The sequence below is a fragment of the Pusillimonas sp. NJUB218 genome, from assembly GCF_003788685.1.
Classification (GTDB): domain Bacteria; phylum Pseudomonadota; class Gammaproteobacteria; order Burkholderiales; family Burkholderiaceae_B; genus Neopusillimonas.
The window spans coordinates 62679-87112 of the sequence record NZ_NQMK01000005.1 but is presented as its reverse complement, the minus strand read 5'-3'; the positions used below and the strand labels follow the sequence as shown (position 1 = coordinate 87112).

Annotated in this window: 23 protein-coding genes; 5 read left to right on the top strand and 18 right to left on the bottom strand. The window is 56.7% G+C overall.

All coding sequences use genetic code 11. The features are described 5' to 3' along the window. Positions 1 to 3: 3 nt before the first annotated feature. The 9 genes from CHR62_RS08080 to CHR62_RS08040 form a co-directional block, all read right to left on the bottom strand. Positions 4 to 1689 carry a thiamine pyrophosphate-binding protein gene (locus CHR62_RS08080; RefSeq protein ID WP_123660577.1) on the bottom strand — a complete coding sequence of 562 codons (1686 nt, stop codon included), beginning with the start codon at positions 1687 to 1689 and terminating at the stop codon, positions 4 to 6. After that, positions 1682 to 2473 carry an SDR family oxidoreductase gene (locus CHR62_RS08075; RefSeq protein ID WP_093970189.1) on the bottom strand — a complete coding sequence of 264 codons (792 nt, stop codon included), beginning with the start codon at positions 2471 to 2473 and terminating at the stop codon, positions 1682 to 1684. Before CHR62_RS08075 ends, CHR62_RS08080 begins: the two co-directional genes overlap by 8 nt. Before the next feature lie 23 nt (positions 2474 to 2496). Next, positions 2497 to 3474 carry an IclR family transcriptional regulator gene (locus CHR62_RS08070; protein WP_123660576.1) on the bottom strand — a complete coding sequence of 326 codons (978 nt, stop codon included), beginning with the start codon at positions 3472 to 3474 and terminating at the stop codon, positions 2497 to 2499. Continuing rightward, entirely contained in the window at positions 3471 to 4322 is an 852-nt protein-coding gene (locus CHR62_RS08065) for an alpha/beta fold hydrolase (RefSeq protein ID WP_123660575.1), read from the bottom strand. Before CHR62_RS08065 ends, CHR62_RS08070 begins: the two co-directional genes overlap by 4 nt. A 13-nt stretch (positions 4323 to 4335) precedes the next feature. Then, a complete protein-coding gene (locus CHR62_RS08060; protein ID WP_093970192.1) occupies positions 4336 to 4869 on the bottom strand; it encodes a cupin domain-containing protein in 534 nt (177 codons plus the stop codon). Positions 4870 to 4885: 16 nt separating this feature from the next. Further along, on the bottom strand, positions 4886 to 5671 hold the full coding sequence (locus tag CHR62_RS08055; protein ID WP_123660574.1) for an SDR family oxidoreductase: 786 nt from the start codon (positions 5669 to 5671) through the stop codon (positions 4886 to 4888). Positions 5672 to 5683: 12 nt separating this feature from the next. Then, positions 5684 to 6460, bottom strand: coding sequence for an ABC transporter permease (locus tag CHR62_RS08050; protein WP_233574914.1), 777 nt, complete (start codon positions 6458 to 6460; stop codon positions 5684 to 5686). Between the two features lie 77 nt (positions 6461 to 6537). After that, positions 6538 to 7533, bottom strand: coding sequence for an ABC transporter substrate-binding protein (locus tag CHR62_RS08045; RefSeq protein WP_093970195.1), 996 nt, complete (start codon positions 7531 to 7533; stop codon positions 6538 to 6540). Positions 7534 to 7617: 84 nt separating this feature from the next. Continuing rightward, positions 7618 to 8400 (bottom strand): ABC transporter ATP-binding protein, encoded by a 783-nt coding sequence (locus CHR62_RS08040; RefSeq protein WP_123660573.1) that lies wholly within the window; start codon positions 8398 to 8400, stop codon positions 7618 to 7620. A 399-nt stretch (positions 8401 to 8799) separates the two neighbouring features. Here CHR62_RS08040 and CHR62_RS08035 point away from each other — a divergent pair, with 399 nt between their 5' ends. The 5 genes from CHR62_RS08035 (at position 8800) to CHR62_RS08015 (ending at position 11776) form a co-directional block, all read left to right on the top strand. Next, on the top strand, positions 8800 to 9120 hold the full coding sequence (locus CHR62_RS08035) for a hypothetical protein (RefSeq protein ID WP_093970197.1): 321 nt from the start codon (positions 8800 to 8802) through the stop codon (positions 9118 to 9120). Continuing rightward, the gene (locus CHR62_RS08030) at positions 9121 to 9357 is read left to right on the top strand and encodes a recombinase-like helix-turn-helix domain-containing protein (protein WP_093970198.1); all 237 of its coding nucleotides are present in this window, start codon (positions 9121 to 9123) and stop codon (positions 9355 to 9357) included. Between the two features lie 19 nt (positions 9358 to 9376). Further along, on the top strand, positions 9377 to 10414 hold the full coding sequence (locus CHR62_RS08025; RefSeq protein WP_093970199.1) for an aromatic ring-hydroxylating dioxygenase subunit alpha: 1038 nt from the start codon (positions 9377 to 9379) through the stop codon (positions 10412 to 10414). Then, a complete protein-coding gene (locus CHR62_RS08020; RefSeq protein ID WP_123660572.1) occupies positions 10415 to 10849 on the top strand; it encodes a RidA family protein in 435 nt (144 codons plus the stop codon). It begins immediately after the preceding gene. Between the two features lie 108 nt (positions 10850 to 10957). Beyond that, a complete protein-coding gene (locus CHR62_RS08015; protein ID WP_123660571.1) occupies positions 10958 to 11776 on the top strand; it encodes an IclR family transcriptional regulator in 819 nt (272 codons plus the stop codon). Here the strand turns inward: CHR62_RS08015 and CHR62_RS08010 are convergent. The 9 genes from CHR62_RS08010 to aceE form a co-directional block, all read right to left on the bottom strand. Further along, complete coding sequence (locus CHR62_RS08010; protein WP_123660570.1) at positions 11753 to 12526, bottom strand: IclR family transcriptional regulator; 774 nt, start codon at positions 12524 to 12526, stop codon at positions 11753 to 11755. The two genes, CHR62_RS08015 and CHR62_RS08010, sit on opposite strands and share 24 nt — an antisense overlap. Before the next feature lie 3 nt (positions 12527 to 12529). Next, positions 12530 to 13666: an FAD-dependent monooxygenase gene (locus CHR62_RS08005; RefSeq protein ID WP_123660569.1), complete on the bottom strand. Its 1137-nt coding sequence runs from the start codon at positions 13664 to 13666 to the stop codon at positions 12530 to 12532. A 241-nt stretch (positions 13667 to 13907) separates the two neighbouring features. Next, on the bottom strand, positions 13908 to 15410 hold the full coding sequence (purF, locus tag CHR62_RS08000; protein ID WP_123660568.1) for an amidophosphoribosyltransferase: 1503 nt from the start codon (positions 15408 to 15410) through the stop codon (positions 13908 to 13910). Positions 15411 to 15431: 21 nt separating this feature from the next. Beyond that, positions 15432 to 15920: a CvpA family protein gene (locus tag CHR62_RS07995; RefSeq protein WP_093970205.1), complete on the bottom strand. Its 489-nt coding sequence runs from the start codon at positions 15918 to 15920 to the stop codon at positions 15432 to 15434. Further along, positions 15917 to 16762 (bottom strand): SPOR domain-containing protein, encoded by an 846-nt coding sequence (locus tag CHR62_RS07990; protein WP_123660567.1) that lies wholly within the window; start codon positions 16760 to 16762, stop codon positions 15917 to 15919. Before CHR62_RS07990 ends, CHR62_RS07995 begins: the two co-directional genes overlap by 4 nt. Positions 16763 to 16779: 17 nt before the next feature. After that, a complete protein-coding gene (gene folC, locus CHR62_RS07985; RefSeq protein WP_093970207.1) occupies positions 16780 to 18090 on the bottom strand; it encodes a bifunctional tetrahydrofolate synthase/dihydrofolate synthase in 1311 nt (436 codons plus the stop codon). Between the two features lie 30 nt (positions 18091 to 18120). Continuing rightward, entirely contained in the window at positions 18121 to 19932 is a 1812-nt protein-coding gene (gene lpdA, locus CHR62_RS07980; protein WP_123660566.1) for a dihydrolipoyl dehydrogenase, read from the bottom strand. A gap of 8 nt (positions 19933 to 19940) precedes the next feature. Next, on the bottom strand, positions 19941 to 21647 hold the full coding sequence (gene aceF, locus CHR62_RS07975) for a dihydrolipoyllysine-residue acetyltransferase (protein ID WP_123660565.1): 1707 nt from the start codon (positions 21645 to 21647) through the stop codon (positions 19941 to 19943). A gap of 13 nt (positions 21648 to 21660) precedes the next feature. Beyond that, on the bottom strand, positions 21661 to 24372 hold the full coding sequence (gene aceE / locus CHR62_RS07970; RefSeq protein WP_123660564.1) for a pyruvate dehydrogenase (acetyl-transferring), homodimeric type: 2712 nt from the start codon (positions 24370 to 24372) through the stop codon (positions 21661 to 21663). Positions 24373 to 24434 lie beyond the last annotated feature (62 nt).

Below are 24434 nucleotides of genomic sequence, written 5' to 3'. Positions count from 1 at the left end.
CCCTTACGAGCTGAGCGTGATGGGCTCGGGCTGGTTAACGGGTGGCCCTGCAAAAGCCGTTTTAAATTTGCCGATAGACAGCATGTCGATCTCGATCATGAACGGACCGGTTTGCGCATTTGCACGGCTTAATGCGGCACCAAGGTCTTCGAGCTTCGAAACCCGAACATGAGGCATGGCAATGGCTTCGCACAGCTTGGCGTAGTCGGGGGTGTGCAGGTCAACATAATGACGACGACCGCCATACTGCGCATCCTGGATGTTCTTGATTACGCCATAACCTTTGTCGTTCATCAGCACGATGACCATATCGGCCTTCTCTTGCACAGCCGTAGCCATTTCACCCAGGTTAAGGATGAAGCCACCGTCGCCAGCAAGCGTCCAGGTCTTTTTACCCGATTGCGTCTGCGCGGCACCAATGGCGGCGCCGATGCCCATTGCCAAGCCTTGGCCGATACCGCCACCTAAAGCATGAACGCCGGCCTTCGCATCGTTCAGATACAGATAACGGTTACCCCAGGTACTGTTGGAAACGGTAACGTCGCGCACCCAGTTAAAGTTTTTACCGACTGCCGACTGCAGTTCGCTAACCAATTTGGCATAAGGGCCAAGGCCGTCGACCAAACCCGCTACAGCGGCCTGCTTGGCTGCGGCAAGATCAGCCTGGAACGCTGGGTCGACGGACAGCTTGCCTTCCAGACGATTAGCCAGCCCTTCGAGCACCAACAAAGCGTCACCATGCACGAAAGCATCTGTTTCGTAGCAGCGGCCTTCAGACGCCGGATCGGCATCAACGCGATACAGCGGGCGCGGCAGCTTCAGCTGATACTTGAGGGTCTCGTTACCGCGCAAGCGCGAACCCACAACGACCATGGCATCGCAGGTTTGGTAAAACGCCTCGACGGGCTTGTGCAGGTTAAATGCGCCCAACGATTGAGGGTGGTCTTCGGGAACAATGCCGCGACCCTGTGTACTCGTAACCACACCAAAGCCAAGTGCCATCAGACGTTGCACGGCCTTGCCTGCGTGACGTGCACCGCCACCCAGCCACAGCAACGGGCGCTTGGCGCCGGCCAGACGTTCGGCCAAGCGATCGAGCGCGGCCTCGGCAGGTTGGTAAACCGGCACCTCAAGCGGGCGCAGGTCGGTCGGCATGGCAATCAGTGCGCCTTGAATATCGATCGGGATTTCGACACTGACCGGGCCAGTCGGCGCCGTCATGGCGATTTGTACGGCGTGCTTGATGGTGCTGAGCGCAGTCTCGGCGCTGCGCACACGAAACGCTGCTTTAGACACCGCATGCAACATCGTCAGTTGGTCGGGTGCTTCGTGAATGTAAGAAAGATTCTGGTCGATGTATTGAGTTTCGATCTGGCCGGTAATGTGCAACATGGGGGTGCCCGCCGTCAGCGCTTCGACCATGGCGCCGGAAGCGTTACCGGCTGCGGTGCCTGTACTGGTCAGACACACGCCCAGTTCGCCTGTTGTACGCGCATAGGCGTCGGCCATGTTGGTGCCGCCGGCTTCACCACGAGCGGGAATGAACCGAACAACACCGCGCTCGCCGAAGGCGTCGAGAATAGGCATATTGTGAATCGAAATCACACCGAATGCAGTCTTGACCCCGCACTCTTCCAGGAATGCAGCGATGGCTGCCCCAACGGTTACTTCTACGTTTGTTTTATGCATGGCGGGATACTCCTCCGGAAACATCGATATGGGAGCCAGTGGTATAAGAAGACAAAGGTGTGGCTAAGAACAGAATGGCGCGGGCAGCCTCTTCAGGACGACCCAGACGGCCCAATTGGATATGCTTGCGACGCGCCAGGTTCAGCGACCACGTTTCCCAGCTTTCGCTCTGGTCTTCGCGGGCTTCAAAGCGCCGACGCCATTGGCCGGAATCGACCAAGCCAAGCAAAATACCATTGACGCGAATGCCTTTGGGAGCGAACTCAGTCGCCATCGAACGCACGAGGTTCATGACGCCGGCACGAGCGGCCGACGTGGCCACCATGTGCGGCTCGGGCTGCGCAGCCAACAACGAATTAACGCAGACGATCGCCGCGTCGTCGTGTTGTTCAAGGGCCGGCAAAAACGCACGCGTGGGGTTAATCACCGAGAAAAACTTCAGACGCAGCTCTTCTTCCCATGCAGCATCGTCGGTGTCGGCAAAGGTCGACAACCGCCCTTGCCCCGCGTTATTTATCAGCATCGACACGCCACCCAACGACTCGCGCACGCTGGCTGCAAATGTGCGCACCTGATCAGCGTCGAGCACATCGCAAGCCTGTGCAAATATACGGCGACCGGGGAAGTCAGCCTTCAGCTTGGCCACCACGCTATTGAGGCGTTCGGCGCTGCGGCCACACAGCGCAACATCGGCGCCCTGCGACAGCAACAGTCTGACCGTAGCCAGCCCGATACCGGATGATCCGCCGGTGACGACTGCGACCTTTCCTTCAAGGTTAATCATGTGTTCCTCTTGCATTGAAACCATTAATGTTGTGAGTTTGTCGCAATGACAATGTGATCTAGCAAGCCCGACAGCTCACGCGCCGCACGGCAAGCCTGGCTTGCCAGGTGCGACAGCCGCGCCGTGTCGTCGTCGGCGCTGGACACTGTAATGCCCAGCGATGCAATAATTTTTTGACCGCCACCCCATACGGGTACGGCCAACGTCGCAATTCCTGCCTCGTAGTAGTCTTTATCAAAGACGTAATCGGTCTGCCTGTCGTGTTGCATCAGGCGGTAAAGCTCAGCTACCGTGGCCGGTGTTTTATCTGTCACCTGATGCAAACGCTCTTCGGGGTATAAAGTTTGCAGCGCCTCGAAAGACAAATCACGCAACAATACGCGACCAAACAAGGTAGCGTGGGCAGGCAAACGCGTCCCCAAATGCACTGTGTTGGCGTAAGGGCTGTGCTGGGCCACTCGCCCAACGTACACCACCGAGCGGCCATCACGAACCACAAGATTGCAGGTGCAACCCGTGACATCGCGCAGGCGCTCGAGTATGGGGCGGGCCAACTCCGTTAAATCTTTGGTCGCCATGGGCTCGAAGCCCAATCGCAACACCGCAGCCGTCAGACGATAGTCACGGCCTGTCGCATCGCGCTCTATAAAACCCAATTGCTCGAGTGTGGTCAGCAAACGGAAGACGGTCGAGCGCGGGATACCCAACCTGCGTGCTATTTCAGGGGCGGAAAGCACGGGTTCGTGACGACTGAACTGCGACAAGATCAGCAGGCCACGCTCCAGGCCAGGCACCGTGTATTTGTCTTTCTCTTTTTCGGCGGCATCACTTAGCGCAGGGGAAGAGATCGAAATAGACGACGCCGGTAAAGCAGTATCGCCGCCCTCGTTCAACTGGGAAACTGATGCCTCATCCCAACCCGATTCCGTATTTGAATGGGCACACGCCACGCGATCGTGTGACGTAGCGGTTGGGGTATCGACATGCAAAGTATCGCTCATGCCCGCCCCGTCTTATTTGTTAGCGCCTGGCCAATCAACGCAGCGACCCGAGCGGGCTGCTCGATATAGCATGCGTGACCAGCGCCTTCGACCAACCCAAAAGCTAACTCATGAGTTTGCGCATAGGCCGCCGACTGTTCTGGCGTGGTCACGATATCTTTGTCTCCGCAGTACACGCGGCAGTTTTCGGGCGTAAAGCCACTGTAGCGGTTGATGTCATCGCCACACAGCAATTCGACTGCCTGTCGATAACCCGCCTGGTTCAGACGCATAGCATTAGCGGTGACTGCCGCCCTTTGCGGCTCGTCTGCAGCGTCGGACAGCAGCCTTGCCGGCAATGCTTTGGCCATGCCAGCGATGCCCAACTGATCGAGGTTGGCCAAACGCCCCTGCCGAACTTGATCGGCACGAGGCGACCCGCCGTAACCCAAAGCTGGGCTGAACACCACATAAGCACGTGCCCTGGACGTGGGTAGGCTGCTATAGCCGGCGGCCATCAGGGCACCCAACGAATGCCCCACCAGCACACAATCGGAGATACCAAGCGCATCGAGCAAGGCATCGAGCCGGGCGGCGTAGTCGGTTGCCAAAGGCGTCGCCTGAGGTAATGGATCAGACTCGCCATATCCCGGGGCGTCCCAGGCAATGACGTGCGCACGGTCGGCCAGCAACCCTGCGCACTGCGCCCACGAGCCCGCACCAGAACTGATGCCATGCAACAGGACGATGGTGTGAGGCCCATGGCCGCACTCGCGTATGGCCACGTCGCCCAAACGCGTGCTCACCCGCCGCGCGGTAAACGCGGGCTCGGAAACAGCGGCGACGGGCGTAACGGACGAGTCGTGCATAAGAAAACCTAAACTAACCGCGCTTGATTTTCGACAGCGGGTGCTCGGGCGGATACGTAGGTGTAATGGGCTTTTTGGCACCAAGCATTACACACATCAACGCATCTTCGTCACCAATATTGATCTCTTCGCGATACACCCCGGGCGGAACCGATACCAGATCGCGATCAGTCAGAATGGTTTCGAAACGTTCGCCATCCTTTTCCAGAATCAGCTTGAGTTTGCCGCGAATGACGAAGAAGACCTCTTCGACATCGGTGTGCAAGTGCGACGGGCCTTCGTGACCAGCCGGGATCACCATGGTCGAGAACGTAAAGTTTTCGGACGGCACAGTGTTGACGTCGGCAGCCACGCCGGTACCACCAGTACCCACGTAACGCATTTGCGCGCGACGGTACTTAGGATCGTAATCGGCCTGAAACTTAAGGGCATCCCAGTCGTACTTGCGGGTAGAGAACCGCGCAATACGCGTTGTCATCCAGTCTTCAAAGCTTGCGCCTTCCGGGCGGACCCAGGTTGGTTGATCGTTAACTGCTTGCTCGCTCATAAACTCACCTATAGATTTAATGCATGACAAAGCCGCCATTGACAGCCAGGAGTTGGCCAGTCACGAATCGCGACAGGCCCGATAAGAGAAAAGTCACCACGCCACTGACGTCGTCGGGCACCTGCTGGCGCTGAATGGCCCGCTGGTTTTCGTAAAGGTCATGACGATGCTGCGGCACATATTCGGTGGCCTCAACCAACGTCAGGCCCGGCGCGACGGCGTTAACAGTGATGTTGTCATTGCCCAATTCGCGCGCCATAGAGCGCGTCATGGCAATGACTGCACCCTTGCTCGCCACATAAGCCATCAGGTTAGGTGCGCCCCAGAGTGCAGTGTCGGAAGCCAGGTTGACCACGCTGCCTTGCCCCGATGCCCGCAGTGCCGGCAAGCAGGCCTGCGTCATCAGCCAGGTACCCCGTACATTGACCGTCATGACTTTGTCGAATACGTCGGCTTGAAGGTCGACCATATTCTTGCCGCCCGAATTGGTAATGGCCGCATTGTTGACCAAACCGTCGAGCCCGCCGAGCAGTTCAGTCGCGCGCTCGGCGCACTGCGTAATGGACTCGGGGTTGCTTTGGTCAAACACCACGGCATGCACGTCATGGCCTTGGGCTTTGAGTGCGGCAGCCGCGGCATGCAGCTCGTCGGCCAGAATGTCGGCAATAACAACTGAAGCACCGGCCGACAATACTTGGCGGGCGAACTCGAGTCCCAGGCCACGGGCTGCGCCCGTGACCAGGACACGGCGACCTGCAAGCAGGTTGCCGGCCACATTTGAGGCGTGATTCGTTGCGCTCATGTGATGGCTTCCTTATACCGTCGTAGTGTTAACTTTGGGCACATAGTGCAGGCAACGGCGTTCAGCCCAGACCACCAGGGCGTACGCCACAATACCAATGACGGTCAGCCCGAAGATGGCGACGAACACACCTGCGGTGTTCCCCTGGCCTTCAGAGTCGACCAGCAAGAAACCAAGCCCTTTGTTGCCGCCAACCAGTTCGCCCACGGTAACGCCAATGACAGCGAGCGTTGAACCAATACGCAAACCCGAGAACAGCGCGGGCAGCGACGATGGAAACTCGACCAGACGGAAAATCTGCCAACGCGACGCATTGAGCGTGCGCACCAGATTGACCATGTCGGGATCAACCGTACGAATGGCCGACAACACGTTGATCATGATGGGGAAAAACACGATAAGAATGCCCACCAGAATCTTGGGGTAAATGGTGTAGCCCATCCACATTACAAACAGCGGAGCAAACGCAACTTTCGGGGCGATCTGCAACGCCAAAATGTAAGGGGACAAAATGGACTCGGTGGTGGGCGACAGGCCCAACACCACACCCACGAACAAACCCAGCATGGCGCCGAGAATGAAGCCAAGCACGACCTCAAGCGCGGTGTAACCGAAGTGCTCGACCAGGTTGCCATCGTGCCACATCCGGAACCCTTCGGTGACCACCGAAGTGAACTTGGGCCAAATGTATTCAGGCGTGCCCAGCCAGCTTGGCAACCACTGCCAAGCGGCCAGCACGAGGGCCAGGACGGCCAGACTACAAGTTAACGTAAATGCATGCTTGGACATGCCTGCTCCTTTCGTAGGTGATGGATGACTGGATGCGCCTACGGGTGCGTTAACACTGGCCGCGGATGAATCCAGACTCATTGACCAGCTCCAACGAACTGGTTGGTGTAAAGGTCTTCAAGCTTCGAAGCTTTGCTGACAACACCTTCTGAAACGTAAAAGTCTTGCACTTTAGCCAGGCGGTCGACGTTCATTTGACCAGGCACTTGCTGGTTGGCATACACGTACTGATTGAACAGATCGAAAATCTGACGAACTTCGCCTTCTTTGCCCTTGAACGCAGGGTTGGCTTCAACATAAGAAGCCACGGCCTTGTCAGTGTCTTTCATGATGAGTGTCATACCCTTGAGCGTGGCGCGAACCATTTTCTGGATGAGCTCAGGGTTATTCTTGATCGACTCGTCTGAGGCCAGAATGGCCTGGGCCATGCTGTCGAACAGTTCGTTGGCGGGCATTAAATCGACCTTAGTGCCTGCCGTACGAGCACTGACCACCCAGTCAGGCACACCGGCCATAGCATCGGTTTTACCCGACGAGAACAACTGCCACACACCTGCCGGGCCTGCGGCCTGGATGTTGGCGTCTTCGCGTGTCAGGCCAGCTTTACGCATCGTGCCAAGCAGCGCGTAGTAGGTGGTATCGGTATAGGCCATGACCGAAATAGTTTTGCCTTTCAGGTCAGCGGGCTTGTTGATGGGCTTGTCGGCGTGTGAAGCTATCAGGGTCAACGAACCAGCACCCAGAACGGCCACGGCTTTGACCGGGATACCGTTGGCGCGAACAATAATAGGCGTATCGCCAATGGCGCCGCCAATAACGGCATTGCCAGCACCAATTTGCTTGGCCACATCAACACCACCCTTGCCCGTCACGAAGTTGACCTTCAGACCTTCATCAGCAAAATAGCCTTCTTTTTCGGCAATCAGCCAGGGCGCAAACGAGGGCAACGTTTTTGGCGCCGGCAACAGATAGGTCACTTCCTGCAAGTTTTTGCCGGCTTCGGCAGCCAGCACTGCCGATGTCGAAAACAATGCGCAAGCGCCCAGTGCGGTCATGGCAAATAGTTTTTTCATTACTTCCTCCGGATTTTTAGGGGTGTTGAGGACTGCGTGAATATAGATAGATCATGGGATGCACCCAGCGATGTATGTCTCGCTTTAGTGCAGGGCTTCTTCCTTGCCGATTTTCAGCAAGTCCATCAGGCGGCCAACCAATGGCCCGACTTCGGCCATTTTTCGACGCTCAAGCGGGTTCTCGCGCAAAGGCAAATCGATGGGGATTTCTTCGATAATTGTGCCGGGACGCTCGCTCATGACGAGCAACCGGTCGGACAGCGCAACAGCTTCGACCAGATCGTGGGTGATGAACAAAGCCGTACGTTTCTTTTCGTAGAGCATCTCGGCCAGATCTTGCTGCAACACCATTTTGGTCTGCGCATCCAGCGCCGAGAACGGCTCGTCGAGCAGCATGACTTGAGGGTCTACCGCTAACGTACGCGCCAGAGCCGCACGCTGGCGCATGCCGCCAGACAACTGATAGGGATAATGTTTTTCAAAACCCTTAAGGTGGCATTTGTGCAGCAGTTCGTGCGCCACTTTCATGCGTTCGGCATGCGGCACACCCGCGATCTCGAGCCCCAACGCCACGTTATCTTCGATGGTGCGCCATTGCATCAACAAATCTTTTTGCAACATGAACGCCACTTCGCGTACAGGCTTGGTCACCAGCTTGCCTGCGACGTAAACCTCGCCTTCGGTCGGGGCATACAACCCCGAGCCCATATTGAGCAACGTGCTTTTGCCACAACCCGACGGCCCGATCAACGACACGACCTCGCCCTTCTGGATGGACAACGAAACATTGGTGACCGCCGTAATGGGCTTTGAGGTTTGCTTGTCGATAAACGACTTGCGCACGTTTCGGAATTCAATTTCAACCATTAGGTCGGGCTCCTTGATAGCGCATTAAGGCGTTGAGTCAGGACTCATGACACGCACAATGCGTTTTATATATGAACTGGCGTTTTGTGAATTGAACAAACTTTATCGCTTGAGCTCATCTTAATACATTAGGGATAACCCTTTATCAGGTGAAATGAAGCGCAAAATAAACGCAAAATGTCATTATTTTTTTGATCTTGAGTATAAAAATATTCGATTTTTTTCAAATACTTATAAATTACCGCCACCTATTTTTAGGGGTTTATACCAATAGCTCACCCATCGACACAGACCTAAACTACCTAAAAATAAAACGTCGTTTAATATATGGAACAAACGCAGAAGCCAGTCATTGTACGCAAAGATATGCTTCGTCGTTACACCTAACCGGAGTCCTTAATGTCTGCCGACACCACCCTGCTAACGGTCTTTCTAAAACACGACCAATCGCAGAATCTCGACACCATCCAAGGTAAGCTTAAAGCGGCCGAATGGTGGGATCGCTTCCCGCCTGAGGGCGTTGAAATTGTGTCCTGGACGGTCGCCATGGGCTTCGGGCAAATCGTCACGCTGCGTGTGCCGCCGCACCTGCTCCCCATCGTCAACGTCGAGCTCGAACGCTCGGCCTGGGGTGTTTTCACTACCGAATGTTTTCCCACATATGACTTTATTCCTGTGCGCGAACGGATCAAAGAACGCGTACGCAACGGAGGCCAATAAATGCTAGACCGCTACCTCACGCCTTGCTACCTGGAACCCCACCAGGCCCGCACAAAAGAGCCCACCGCCTACGAGAACCTGCTGGGCGACTCGCTCGAACGCGCCTTTGCGTCGGGCATCGACACCCTTGAGCCGCTGGTTGAATTCCTGAATGCGCAGGGCCCGCAACCGCTCACCACCGACCTCTGGACGCCCGAGGTGCTGGCTGCTGAACTCAGCCGCCTGGCCGCCGAATAATCTGCAACAGGAACGACTCATGACCACTGCTAACGCAACCAACACTGCGAACAACGAAGAGGCTATCCAGAAGATCCTGACCGATGGCCTGAAAGACCTTTGGTACGCTATCTGTCCGTCGGATTTCGTGAAAGAAACGCCCATTTCTTTGCGCCGTTTAGGCCACAAATTGGTGCTGTGGCGCGACGCCGAAGGCAATCCTCACTGTCTGGAAGACCATTGCCCGCACCGCGGCGCACCGCTGTCATTCGGTATTCCACTGGGCAATAAAATTGCCTGCGGCTACCATGGCGTAGAAGTCCGCAGCGACGGCACTGTTGTTTCGGTGCCTGGCAGCCCAGGCTGCAAGCTCGAAGGCTCCCGCCCTACGCGTGCTTTCCACCTGAAAGAAAGCAACGGCGTCATCTTCATGTTCAATTCGTCGGAAAACATCGACGAACCGCCACCACTGGTCCTGCCAGAGCAACTCGTGTCCGACGAGTACTCGTCATTCCTGTGCTACACCGAATGGCGCGGCGACTACCGCTACGTGATTGACAACGTCATGGACCCGATGCACGGCACTTACCTGCACAAGCAATCGCACAGCATGTCGGTCGGTTCGCGTTCGGCTCAGTTCCAGTTGCGCGATACTGACCACGGCGTCATCTTCGAAAAAGCCGGTCAACGCGACGTCAACTTCGACTGGTCTGAATGGGCGGACACCGGCCTGCACTGGCTGCGCCTCGAGATCCCCTACCCCAAAACCGGCGGCCCTGGCGGTAACTTCGGCATTATTGGTTGCTACACCCCCATTGCCCCCAACATTGCCGCCGTATTTCACTGGCGCACCCGCAAGGTTTCGGGCTGGCAGCGCGATGCGTGGCGCTTCTTGTACAAAAACCGCCTCGAGGCGCGCCACTGGGCCGTGCTTGAGCAGGATCGGGTCGTGCTCGAACAAATGGAACCCGACGCCAACCAGCGCGAGCACCTGTACCAACACGACGTCGGTATTACCCGTGTCCGTCGTCAGTTGCGCAAGCTGGCCACCGAACAACTGGCACGCGGTGTGAAATAAATGACCCTTGCAGCCGCCCTCTCGGTCAGGCATGTCGTGGTGCCCGAGGCACCCGAGCCCCCGAACGCGACCTGGTCAAACTGCTTGGTCGTGGGCAATGAAGTTGTCATCTCGGGCGTCACGGCCAATCCGGCTACCGACGCCCAGGGCAACATCTTATCCACCCATGCCCAGGCTACTCGCATTATTGAAAAAATCCAGGCTATGCTGGTTGCCGCCGGCGGTAGTCTGGACAACATCTACAAACTGGTGATTTATGTCACCGATATCAACGACAAGGGCGTCGTGTCGGAAGTACGTCAGGCTTGGTTCAAGTCGCCTTTCCCCTGCTCGACCTTGGTCGAAGTCAAAGGGTTTGCGTTCCCGAACCTGACCATCGAAATAGACGCCTTCGCCCGTCTTGACGTCTTCATGAGTCAAGCAACCCGTAACTGAACCGGGTCAATAGTTTTGGCTGTGCGCCCGCTGTTCCGGGCGCGGTTGCTGGCGGCATTGTTCTATAGGACAATGCCGCTTTTTAGTTCATATATAAAACAAATAATTATGGCTGCAATAGAACCCTTGACCATCGGGCAAGCCGCGGAGACAGACAAGACCGAAAAATATTCGGTGCCCGGGCTTGAACGCGGCTTACGCATACTTGCCGAGTTTTCGCGACAAACGCCGACCCTGACAGCCCCAGACCTGGCACGCCGGCTACAGGTGCCACGCACGACCGTTTTCCGGCTGTTGGTTACCCTGGAAAACCTGGGTTTTGTCGAACGTCTGAACAACGGTAGAGACTATCAATTGGGCACCGCCGTGCTAAGACTAGGCTTCGAATATCTGGCCTCGTTGAGCATTACCGATTTAAGCCGCCCTATTCTTGAGCGCTTGCGCAACGAAACCGGTTACTCGTCGAATCTGGTAATTCGTGATGCGCGCGACATTGTCTATGTGCAAAAAGTGGCGCCATCCTCGGTATTCAGCAGCTCGGTTCACATTGGCACCCGACTGCCCGCACACGCCACGGTGCTGGGGCGGGTACTGCTTAGCCACCACACCCTCGACCAATTGCAACGGCTCTACCCTGAAGAGCGTTTGCAAGCTCACGGCCCAAACACGCCTGCGACCGTACACGACTTGTTTCGCTTGCTTCAAACTGACAAGGAACGCGGGTATGTGCTGGAAGAAGGCTTTTTCGAATCGAATATTTCGACCATTGCCGCCCCGGTATTTGATGATACCGGCAAGGTAACGGCCGCCCTTGGGCTTACCGTACCTGCCGTCCATATCCCCGACGTTGATCGCGATATTCTTATCGCCAAAGTGGTATCGGCGGCACGCGAACTATCAATGTCACTGAACGCTCGAAATATTTGAAATTGACGACAGTTGCCGAACGGACTGCATGATTTTTTGGCCCACTTGCGCCTGTACCGATGGGTCATCGAACCGAGCCGATGGCCCAGCCACACTCAGCGCGGCAACGGGTTGGCCGTCAGGCCCTAAAACAGCGGCCGCGCACGCGCTAATGCCTTGCTCCAACCCCGAATGACTCCAGGCGACGCCACTGCGGGCTATGTCGTCCAGCTGCGCGGCCAACTTTTCGGGCGAGATATCTGCCGACGATGCGAGCCTGCTGACGCCGCCGCCGTCTGCTGCACGTCGGGCGGCCAGTATCGCTTGCCCCGGAGCCGCACGATGTGCCGCAACCCGACTGCCTATGGTGATGAGGCTAACCAACCCGGCCGGCGGCATTTCACGTACAACGTAAACGATATCTTGCCCATCGGGCAGGCTAAGATAGGCCGCAAGACCCAAGGTTTGACATAAATCGCGCACGACACGCCGCCCCGCCGCGACCAGATCGTGGCCCGCCAATGCCGTTGCCGACATCGTCAAGTAACGAAGCCCCACCTGGTGTCCGCCTCCGGGCAATTTTTCGATCATGCCCTCGTGCTCGAGCGTAGCCAGCAAACGCATGACGGTCACCCGGTTAACATCGATCAGACGCCCGACTTCGCTGAGGTTTTGCGTATTACCGCCCTGCGCGATGTATTCGAGCAGGCGCAAGCCCCTTATTACGGGGGTGACCAGCGCATTGGTAGACGTGTCGTTATCTTCAGCCATAGTTTATGTCTGTGCGACCAAAGGTACTGACCAGGCGTCATAGGCATAGACCCAGTCAGCGTTGGTGCCCGCCTTCAGCCAATTATTGCCGCGTGAACCAATTTGTATCTGCGCGGTTCGCTCGTGACGGGCCTGTTGATAGGCCTGCAGCGCCTCAGGCACGGTCGCGAACTGTGCATCATTCAGGCACCGAGCCAGCACAACGCCGTCTTCGATCGCCTGGCCTGCGCCTTGCGCCATAAAGGGCATCATGGGGTGGCAGGCATCGCCCATCAGCACGCATTGGCCGTCAAACCATTTGGGCAACGGGTCACGCACATACAAGGCCGACTTCAACACGGTGTCGCAGGCATCAAGAAACGCGCGCGCCTGCGGATGAAAGTCCGCATACAACGATTGGAACTCGCTGACATCACCCGGCGCGGTCCATGATTCCAGATTCCAGCCTTCTTGAGGGATGGTGGCAAAAATGAACATATCTTTTCCACTATTCAGCGGGAAAGTTACGATTTGCACTTCGGGTGTAGTCCCCCACCACTTGGTAAAAGCATCCAGATCGGGCAGTCCGGCCAGTTTTTCGGTGGGGACAACAGCCCGATATGCGACCACGCCGGTAAATTCAGGCTGCTCGGGCCCAAACAGGGCTGTGCGTACCGATGAGTGAATGCCGTCAGCCCCGATCAGCACATCGACGGTGTCCTGACTGCCATCTTCAAAGCCGATGTGTACTTTGCCGTCGCGTTGCTCAACCGTTTTTACCCGTTTTTTGAACTGCACCGAACCAGGCTGAACCGCGTTTTCAAGCGCTGTCATCAGATCAGCCCGATGCATGGTGAGCTGGGGCGCGCCATATTTTTGCTGTGCTGCATTGGCCATTTCAATACGTGAAGTTTCTTCGCCCGTGACACCATCGCGGCTGATGCGAAACGTAGGACGTGCAGCGGTTTTACGTAAAGCATCGCCAACGCCCAGACCATCAAGGGCGCGTACGGCATTGGGCGTCAGGTTGATATCGGCCCCGACACGCGCGAATTCGCGCGCCTGTTCATACAAAACAACGGTCTTACCCATTTTTTGCAGGGCAATGGCCGCCGTTAAACCGCCAATGCCTGCCCCTGAAATGCCAATACGCTGTGCCATGATTTTTATCCCTTACGACAAAAAGTTCATTTATGAACAATATGTTCATATTTTATACATCGTGAAGAGAATCATCCATTAGGGTTCACCCTGATCGCAAGCAAGTAAGCATTATCCGATGGCAATTGCCCGAAGACCGCACATGGATGGCCAAAGAAAATGCCCCCAAGAACCTGTGTTCTTGGGGGCATTAAATGACGCTTTCTAGAAATACTAAGCGCGATAATTCGATGCTATTGCATTAACTGTCGTCACTACCCGTACCCTGGTTGTCAACCGAAGGTACAGCACCGCCGCGCGTCTGACTCAAGCGCTCAAGGTAGCTGGCATCGATATCGCCAGTGATGTACTGCCCGTTAAAGCAAGACGACTCAAAGGTACGCATGGCCGGGTTCAAGTCGGACAAGGTGCTTTCAAGGTCGGACAATGCTTGATACACCAGGCCGTTGGCACCGATTTCTCGGGCGACGGCATCGGCATCGCGCTCGTGAGCAATCAGCTCGGATTGCGTGGGCATATCGATACCGTAAACATTAGGGAAACGCACAGGCGGTGCTGCAGAAGCGAAAAACACTTTGTTGGCACCGGCCTCACGTGCCATGTCAACAATCTGGCGACTGGTGGTACCGCGCACAATCGAATCATCGACCAGCAATACATTTTTGCCCTTGAACTCCATGTCGATGGCGTTCAGCTTTTGACGCACAGACTTCTTGCGTACAGCTTGCCCCGGCATGATGAAGGTGCGGCCCACGTAGCGATTTTTGATAAAGCCTTCGCGGTAATTTAGCCCCAGGCGCGCCGCCAACTGCATCGCCGAGGGGCGTGAAGAATCGGGGATGGGCATGACAACGTCGATCTCGCCCAAACGCAACGACTTGGCGACGTTGTCGGCCAGATATTCGCCCATACGCAGGCGCGCATCGTAAATCGAGACGCCGTCCATGAGCGAATCGGGACGCGCAAAGTAAACATATTCGAACAGGCAAGGCACCAGTTGCGGGTTATCGGCACACTGGCGGCTGCTTAAATTACCGTCAAGATCAATCAGTACGGCTTCACCCGGAGCGATGTCACGCACAAAGTTAAACCCACAACCTGACAACGCCACTGACTCCGACGCAATCATCCATTCGACGCCTTTGTCGGTTTCTTGAGCACCTAAACACAAGGGGCGGATGCCGTAAGGGTCGCGAAACGCCACCATGCCAAAGCTGGCCACCTGCGCAATCACGGCATACGCACCCTTGACACGCCGATGCACTGCCGAAACCGCTTTGAACACGGCGCTTTCATCAAGAGAAGCACCCGTTGCCGCCATTTGCAGTTCGTGCGCAAACACATTCAGCAAGACTTCGGAATCGGAGTTGGTATTGATGTGGCGACGATCGATGCGAAAGAGTTCTTCGCGCAACTCGCGCCAGTTGGTCAGGTTGCCATTATGAACAAACGTAATGCCAAAGGGAGCGTTGACATAAAAGGGTTGGGCTTCGTCGACGCTGTCGCTGGAACCGGCCGTGGGGTAACGCACTTGACCCAGACCGCTGTTGCCAGGCAGCGAACGCATATTACGCGTGCGAAACACATCACGTACCAGCCCATGGGCTTTGTACATGCTGAAAAATTGATCATACGACGTGGCAATACCTGCAGCGTCTTGACCGCGGTGCTGCAGTAGCAACAGGCTGTCGTAAATGATCTGGTTCACAGGGTTACGGCCGGCAACCCCAACAATTCCGCACATGACTGATTCCTGAAATAAAACTTAGTAAGGCAACCATGCCGCCAAAGATGGCGGCAACATTTGTTTAATGGCCTGCACCCCCTGCACCACAACCGGCGACAGGCGGGCATCGCGCCACCACGGTTCTTTAGGCAGGTCGGTATAACCGCCCAAAGACACCAAAATCAATACAATCAAGGCACCACGCAAAACGCCGAACACGACACCCAGGCCGTGATCTGCCGGTGTGAGGCCGGTTTTTTTAATTAATGTGCCCAGCGTTACATTAATCAGGCCTACCAATAGCAGGACCAAAATAAAGACGGCCGCGTAAGCCACGGCAGTACGTAGCAAGTCGTTGACAATGAAAGGCGACAGCCACACCGAAGTACGCGGCCCCCACCAAATGGCCGCTAAAAAAGCGGCCAGATAGGCAATGAGAGATAGAATTTCTTTGACCAGCCCACGCAGTAGACCCAAAAACCCCGACACAGCCAATATGGCCAACACGATGTAGTCGAAGCTGGTCACTTGCTTGAGATAAAGCCGTTGTCGTAACCCAGCGCACGCAAGCGGGTTTGTGCCGCCTGAGCCGCTTCGCGAGACGGGAACGGGCCGACGCGCAAGCGGAACGTAGGCTTGCCGCCCGCCGTAGCCGACTGAACAAACGCGTTGGTAACGCCCGCTTCAAAAAGCTTGTTTCGACGCGCGATGGCGTCTTGTTCTGTGGTGTAGGCCGCAATCTGAAGCACGAATTGGCCAGACTGCGACGGCGTTGACAACGCAGCTGCAGCAGGTTTCCTACCTTCGAGCAATGCCAGGGCAACCGCCCCGTCGTCGGTACGGCTATCGGGACGCGCGGGTGGGGTTTTTGCGGGCTCGGCGGGTTGGGTCGGCGCTGCGGTCGGTGCCGACGAAGACGTACCTGCAGGTGCTGACGCCCCGGACGCTGTCGATGCAGTGCCCGTTGAGGCACTGGCCCCTGAAGCAGATCCAGCGACCGAAGAAGACGAAGCCGTCCCTGCACTACCGGCGGTAGCTGCGGCACCTTCTTGCGGTGCTTCAGGCTCGGGAAGCTGTTCGATAGTAATTGCGCCCGGCTTACCGCCTTGTGCACCATTGGCCAGGTCAACCAAAGCCTGATCAGGCGGCGGCATGACTGCAGGCACCACAATGGGGCTGACCGGACCGCCGGGTGGCGGATCGGTATCGATGAGCATGGGCACCACAATAACTGCTGCCACAACCAGGGCCAACGCACCGACAAGGCGCCGACGCGCGCGAACGCGCATTTCGTTGGCCTGAGCTTCGGCCGGACGTACAGACGTACGACGCCCGGCGCTTGAATCAGACCCTTTAGAGAAAAACCCCATGACGACCCGTAGTGACGTTAGCTGACTTTGCGGCCAAGATGGTCTAAAACCGGTCCAACCGCATGAAACGAACCAAACACAAGAATTCTATCATTGTCGGCCGCCTGTTTTTGTGCCGCAGCAAAAGCCTGAACCGGATTGTCAAACATCGAAACAGTCACGGGCTCGTCTTTGCCTTCCTGAGGACCAATGACTTTATAAATATGCTCGGCCATCGCCTGGGCTGTAGCGGCGCGCGGGCCATCAAGGGTCGCGCAATACCAGTGATCGATACGCGGCGCCAACTTGGCCAGGGTTTCGTCAATGGCCTTGTCGGTAAACATACCCACTACCGCATGCGTGTAAGGGTAAAAGGGCATGCTGTCGAGATTTTGCGCCAGCACAGCCGCCGCATGCGGGTTATGCGCAACGTCGAGCACAACGGCCGGCGTACCGGGCAAAATTTGCATGCGTCCCGGTAAGGCGACTTGCGCCAGACCAATACGAACGGCCTGTTGCGGCACGACCAGACGGTCGCGCAGGGCTTCAAGCGCTGCCAATACAGCGCTGGCATTAAGCAACTGATTCGCGCCGCGCAACGCCGGATACGCCATACCGCTGCGCCGCTGATTACGCCCGCCATAAGCCCATTGTTGACGATCGCCCGAATAATTGAAATCGCGACCAAACAGCCATAAGTCGGCGCCAAGTTCGGTGGCGTAGTCAACCAGCGTTTGCGGAGGAACAGGGTCAGCGCAAATCGCCGGACAATCTTTACGATAGATGTGCGCCTTTTCCCAACCAATTTTTTCGCGGGTATCGCCCAGCCACTCGGTATGGTCGATATCGACGCTGGTAATGATGGCGCAATCACTGTCAATGATATTGACAGCGTCTAGTCGCCCGCCCAGGCCTACTTCCAGAATGGCGACGTCGACTTCACTGTCAGCAAATTGCAGTAAAGCGGCCAGCGTGGCGTATTCGAAATAACTTAAAGAGATGTCGCCCCGGGCCTGATTGATGCGGTCAAACTGCTGAATAATTTGTGCATCGGTGGCGCTTGCACCATTAACCCGGATGCGCTCGTTAAAGTGCACCAGATGCGGCGAGGTATACAACCCAACCTTGTAACCCGCTGCCAATAAAATGGCCTCGAGCATGGCGCAAGTTGAGCCCTTGCCGTTGGTGCCCCCCACCGTAATCTTGACAAAGCCCGGCGCATCGACGCCCATGCGCTGGGCCACCGTCTGGATGCGTGTCAGCTCCATGTCGATGGCTTTGGGGTGGGCACTTTCAAGATAAGCCAGCCAGTCGTTTAATGAACTGGCTGTGGTGGGAGTTTGCAACATAGCAGGTATTAACGCCAAAAAAAACCTATTTTACCTGCGCCGAGGCGGCGGAAGATCGGTACAAGAACCATGGGCCACTTCGGCCGCCATACCAATAGACTCGCCTAGGGTGGGATGCGGATGGATGGTTTTACCGATATCGACGGCATCGGCGCCCATTTCGATGGCCAACGCAATTTCGCCGATCAGGTCACCCGCATGGGTACCCACGATACCTCCGCCCACAATACGATGGGTTTCAGCATCGAACAGCAACTTGGTAAACCCTTCGTCACGCCCGTTGGCAATCGCCCGACCCGACGCCGCCCAGGGGAACAACCCCTTGGTTACGGCAATGCCCTGTTGTTTGGCATCGTCTTCGGTTAACCCAACCCATGCGACTTCAGGGTCGGTATAAGCTACCGACGGAATGACACGTGCGTCGAAGAAGCTCTTCTGGCCGGCAATAACCTCAGCCGCCACATGCCCTTCGTGCACAGCTTTGTGCGCCAGCATGGGTTGGCCGACGATGTCGCCAATCGCAAAAATATGCGGCACGTTCGTGCGCATTTGACGATCAACCGAAATGAACCCGCGATCGGACACCGCAACACCAGCATTTTCGGCACCAATAGCGCGCCCATTGGGCGTGCGCCCTACGGCTTGCAACACCAAATCGTAGCGTTGTGGCTCTTTGGGCGCGCCTTTACCTTCAAAGGTTACCCAAATACCATCATCACGCGCTTCGGCGCCCACGGTTTTGGTTTCGAGCATGATGTTGTCAAAGCGATGGGCATTCATTTTTTCCCACACTTTGACCAAGTCACGGTCGGCGCCTTGCATCAAACCGGTCTGCATCTCGACAACATCGAGACGCGCACCCAAGGCGGAATACACCGTCCCCATTTCGAGGCCGATAATGCCACCGCCCACGATGAGCATTTTTTGAGGCACGGCGGGCAACTGCAACGCGCCCGTCGAGTCGACAATACGAGGATCTTTAGGCAGGAAAGGCAGTTTTACCGACTGACTGCCGGCCGCAATAATGGCCGAGGCAAACTTGACGACCTGAGCATTACCCTGGGCATCGGTGACCTTCAAGTGGTTGGGGTCGACAAACTGGCCGTTACCGTTCACAACCTTGACCTTACGGGCCTTGGCCATGCCAGCCAACCCACCCGTCAACTTAGACACCACACCGTCTTTATAGGCGCGCAAGGCATCAAGGTCGACTTCAGGTTTACCAAACGAAAAACCATGCGAAGCCAGCGACTGGGCCGCTTCTGCCACGCCGACCGTGTGCAGCAAGGCTTTTGAAGGAATACACCCTACATTCAGACAAACCCCGCCCAAGGTGGCATAGCGCTCGACCAGTACGACGGACAGCCCCAAGTCGGCGGCACGGAAGGCCGCAGAATAACCGCCGGGCCCGGCCCCGAGCACCACGACGTCGCATTGGATATCAGCGGAACCAGCATATGCAGCCGACGCAACCGACACATTAGCCGGCGTTGACGATGCCCCGGTTTGAGCTGACGTGTTTCTTTCAGCCGTTGCGCCTGTGGCTGGCGCAGCAGCTTGGCCTGCGGCGGAAGCCGACGCTTTGTCAGTGTCGGCGGCGCCTTGGGCGGCATCGATCTGCATCAGCGCCGCCCCTTCAGCGACCTTGTCGCCCACCTTGACCAGGATCCGGGTCACAACCCCGCCCTGCTCGGCCGGAATTTCCATGGACGCTTTGTCGGACTCGACCGTGATCAGGCTTTGTTCGGCCTTGATGGTGTCACCTACATTCACCAGCACTTCGATGACTTCGACCTCGGCGAAATCGCCAATGTCGGGAACTTTCAGTTCTACGCTGCTCATGGGATCCCTTATAGCGCGATACGACGGAAATCAGCCAGCAGGCTGCCCAGATACGCGTTGAAACGCGCCGCCGATGCGCCGTCGATGACCCGGTGGTCGTACGAGAGCGACAACGGCAACATCAGGCGGGGCTGAAACGCACTGCCATCCCACACCGGTTGATGACTGGAGCGCGAGACACCCAGAATGGCCACTTCTGGCGCATTGATAATGGGTGTAAACGACGTACCGCCAATACCGCCCAGCGACGAAATGGAGAAGCAGCCCCCTTGCATCTGAGCGGGCGACAGCTTACCGTCGCGCGCCTGCTTGGCCAGCTCGGAGGTTTCGGCTGCAATATCGAAAATACCTTTTTTATCGGCATCACGAATTACCGGCACAACCAAACCATTGGGCGTATCGGCCGCAAAACCAATGTGGTAATACTGCTTGAGAATCAGGTTATCGCCTTCAAGCGAGGCATTGAACTCGGGGAACTTCTTGAGCGCAGCCACACATGCCTTGATCAGGAAGGCCAGCATAGTGACTTTGACCCCCGATTTCTCATTTTCTTTATTGAGCTGAACGCGCAGAGCTTCCAGGTCAGTAATGTCGGCAAGGTCGTTATTAGTAACGTGCGGGATCATGACCCAGTTGCGGCTCAGATTCGCACCCGACAGCTTTTTAATACGCGATAGCGGGCGCGATTCGATCGGACCAAATTTGGCAAAATCAACCTTGGGCCAATCGATTACGCTGAAGCCGCTACCCGAAGCCGAGCTGGTCGGCGCTGAACCACCTGCCAAGGCCTGCTTGACGAAGCCGCGAACGTCATCAATGACAATACGGCCTTTCGGGCCGCTGCCGCCAACCCGCGTCAGGTCAACACCCAGTTCTCGCGCAAACTTGCGCACCGACGGCGACGCGTGCGGCAACTTGTTCAGTGGCCGATCATTGCCATAGGCCTCGGTTGGCGAGGGACGCGCGGGCGGTTCGCCCGCGGGGCGGGCCTGGTCGGGCACGGCTACTGAGGTCGCTGTCGAGGCGCCAGAGGCCAGGGAAGCACTATTGTTCGTGTCGCTTGCCTCAGACGCGCTTGCCGCTTGCGAAGCGGCGCTGGCTGCAGCAACCGGCTCGCCCGAAGTTTTGACTTCAATCAGCGCCGAACCCTTGCTGACCTTGTCACCCACCCTTACCTTGATGGCCGTCACTACGCCCGCATGAGAAGACGGCACTTCCATGGACGCCTTGTCGGATTCGACTGTGATCAGGCTTTGGTCAACCGCTACGGTGTCGCCCTCGGCCACCAGCACCTCAATAATCTCGACTTCAGGGAAATCGCCAATATCGGGGACTTCGACCACAACGGACCGACTTGCCGCTGCAGGCACCGAAGCTGCGGCCGGCGCAGCAGAAGCCGCTACGGGTGCAGTCGCCTGCGTAGCACGCACGTCGTCAGCCGGTTTGGCGGCAGGGGCTGACGCAGCCCCTTGCTCGGCAGCCTCGAGCTCAAGAATCAGAGAGCCTTCTTTGACCTTGTCGCCCACGTTGACCTTAACGGACTTGACCTTGCCCGCTGCGGTTGACGGGATTTCCATCGAGGCCTTGTCGGACTCAACAGTAATCAGGCTTTGCTCTTCTTTAATGGTGTCGCCCGGGGCGACCAATACTTCAATAACTTCTACATCGTTAAAGTCGCCGATATCGGGTACCTTAACTTCGACGAGGTTGCTCATGTCGTCTCCCTGATCAGGCGTATTGTGGGTTGGCTTTGTCTGGGTTGATCCCGTATTTCTTGACCGCTTCTGCGACTTTCTCGAGCGGGATCAAACCATCGTCGGCCAACGAACGCAACGCAGCCACCGTCACGAAACGACGATCGACTTCAAAGTGTTCGCGCAGCTTGGCGCGGAAATCGGAACGGCCGAAACCATCGGTACCCAACACTGTGAAACGGCGGTTGTCGGGTACGAACGGACGGATTTGGTCGCCGAAGAGCTTGACGTAGTCCGTAGAGACCACGATGGGGCCTTTGGTACCTTGCAACTGTTGCGTAACGTAAGGTGTGGGCAGATCTTTCGCATCGGGGCGCAGCAAACGCTGGCGCTCGCAATCAAGACCGTTGCGACGCAGCTCGGTAAAGCTGGTCACGCTCCAGATGTCGGAGCTGACGCCCCAGTCTTTCTCGAGCATGTCTTGTGCGGCAATGACTTCACGCAATATGGTGCCCGAACCCATAAGCTGGACGCGCAACTTGTCGTTGTCGCTGCCATTGCTCTTGAGCTTGTACATGCCCTTGATAATGCCCTCTTCGTCGCCGGCTTTCAGGCCAGGCTGGGCATAGTTCTCGTTCATGACGGTAATGTAGTAGAAGACATTTTCCTGGTCTTCTACCATGCGCTTGAGGCCGTTCTGAATAATGACCGCAAGCTCGTGCGCGAACGTAGGGTCGTAGGACACGCAGTTAGGAATGAGCGCAGACATGATATGGCTGTGGCCATCTTCGTGCTGCAAGCCCTCGCCGTTAAGCGTAGTGCGCCCTGCGGTACCTCCCAGCAAGAACCCGCGTGCCTGCATATCGCCTGCCGCCCAAGCCAGGTCGCCAATACGCTGGAACCCAAACATGGAGTAGTAGATATAGAACGGGATCATGATGCGGTTATTGCTGGCATACGACGTGGCCGCCGCGATCCAGGAGCTGAACGCACCGGCTTCGTTGATACCCTCTTGCAATAACTGACCGTCGGCAGATTCTTTGTAGTACATGACCTGGTCTTTATCGACCGGGGTGTACTTCTGACCTTCGGGAGCATAAATACCGATCTGACGGAACAACCCTTCCATACCGAACGTACGGGACTCGTCGGCCAGAATAGGCACAACGCGTGGCGCCAACGCCTTGTCGCGAAGAATCTGGTTAAGAATGCGCACAAAACCTTGCGTAGTCGAAATTTCGCGGCCTTCGGCGGTGGGTTCGAGCACAGGCTTGAACGCCTCCAGCGCGGGGGCCTTGAACTGTTCGGTGGCCCGCGGGCGACGCTTGGGCAGGTACCCACCCAGCGCCTGACGGCGTTCGTGCAGGTATTTCATCTCGGGCGAGTCTTCGGCCGGCTTAACGTAAGGCAAAGCCTCGAGCTGGTCGTCGGGCACCGGAATATTGAAGCGGTCGCGGAACTCGCGGATGGTGTCGAGGTCGAGCTTTTTCTGCTGGTGCGAGGGGTTTTTGGCCTGGCCGACATGACCCATGCCGTAACCCTTGATGGTTTTGGCCAGAATGACGGTGGGCTGCCCTTTATGGTTGACGGCCGAACTGAAGGCCGCATAAACCTTGTGCGGGTCGTGACCGCCACGGTTCAAGCGCCAGACATCTTCGTCACTCATGCGGCTGACCAGCTCCAGCAACTTGGGGTGCTTGCCAAAGAATTTTTCGCGTACGTAGGCGCCATCGTTGGCCTTGTATGCCTGATACTCGCCGTCGACGGTTTCTTCCATGATGCGGCGCAAAATGCCTTCTTTGTCGCGCGCCAAAAGCGGGTCCCAGTAGCCGCCCCACAGCAATTTGATGACGTTCCAGCCACTGCCGCGGAAATCGCCTTCAAGCTCTTGAATAATTTTGCCGTTGCCACGCACGGGGCCGTCAAGGCGTTGCAGGTTGCAGTTAACAACAAAAATAAGGTTGTCGAGTTTTTCGCGTGCGGCCAGGCTGATGGCGCCGAGCGATTCGGGTTCGTCCATTTCGCCGTCGCCGCAGAATACCCAGACTTTGCGCTTGCTGGTGTCGGCAATGCCACGGGCATGCAGGTACTTAAGGAAGCGAGCCTGATAAATTGCCATGATGGGCCCAAGGCCCATAGACACCGTCGGGAACTGCCAGAAATCGGGCATTAGCTTGGGGTGCGGGTACGAAGACAGCCCCTTGCCGTCAACTTCCTGACGGAAGTTGTTAAGCTGATCTTCGCTTAAACGACCCTCGAGGAAAGCACGGCCATACACACCGGGCGAACTATGGCCCTGAAAATAAACCAGGTCACCGCCATGATCTTCTGTTTCAGCATGCCAGAAATGGTTTTGACCACAACCGATCATGGTAGCCAAAGAGGCGAACGAAGCGATGTGACCGCCAAGGTCACCGCCGTCAGGTGGCGAATGGCGATTGGCCTTGACCACCATCGCCATGGCGTTCCAGCGCACATACGAGCGAATCCGGGCCTCGAGGGCCAGATTGCCAGGGTGTGCAGGCTCGAGCCCGGGCGGGATGGTGTTGACGTACGCGGTATTGGGCGAAAACGGGATATGAGCGCCGGAACGACGCGCCAGATCAATCAGGCGTTCGAGCAAAAAGTGGGCGCGTTCGGGGCCTTCTTGTTCAAGAACAGCCTGAAGCGCTTCGAGCCATTCTTGGGTTTCGACAGCGTCAATATCGGCTTGCGACGCGGCACCGACTTTTTCAAGAGAGGACATTAGAAGTCTCCTGTGTGTTGTATGTGAAACTTAGCCTGATGAAAGCCGTGAACCCGTTGTAG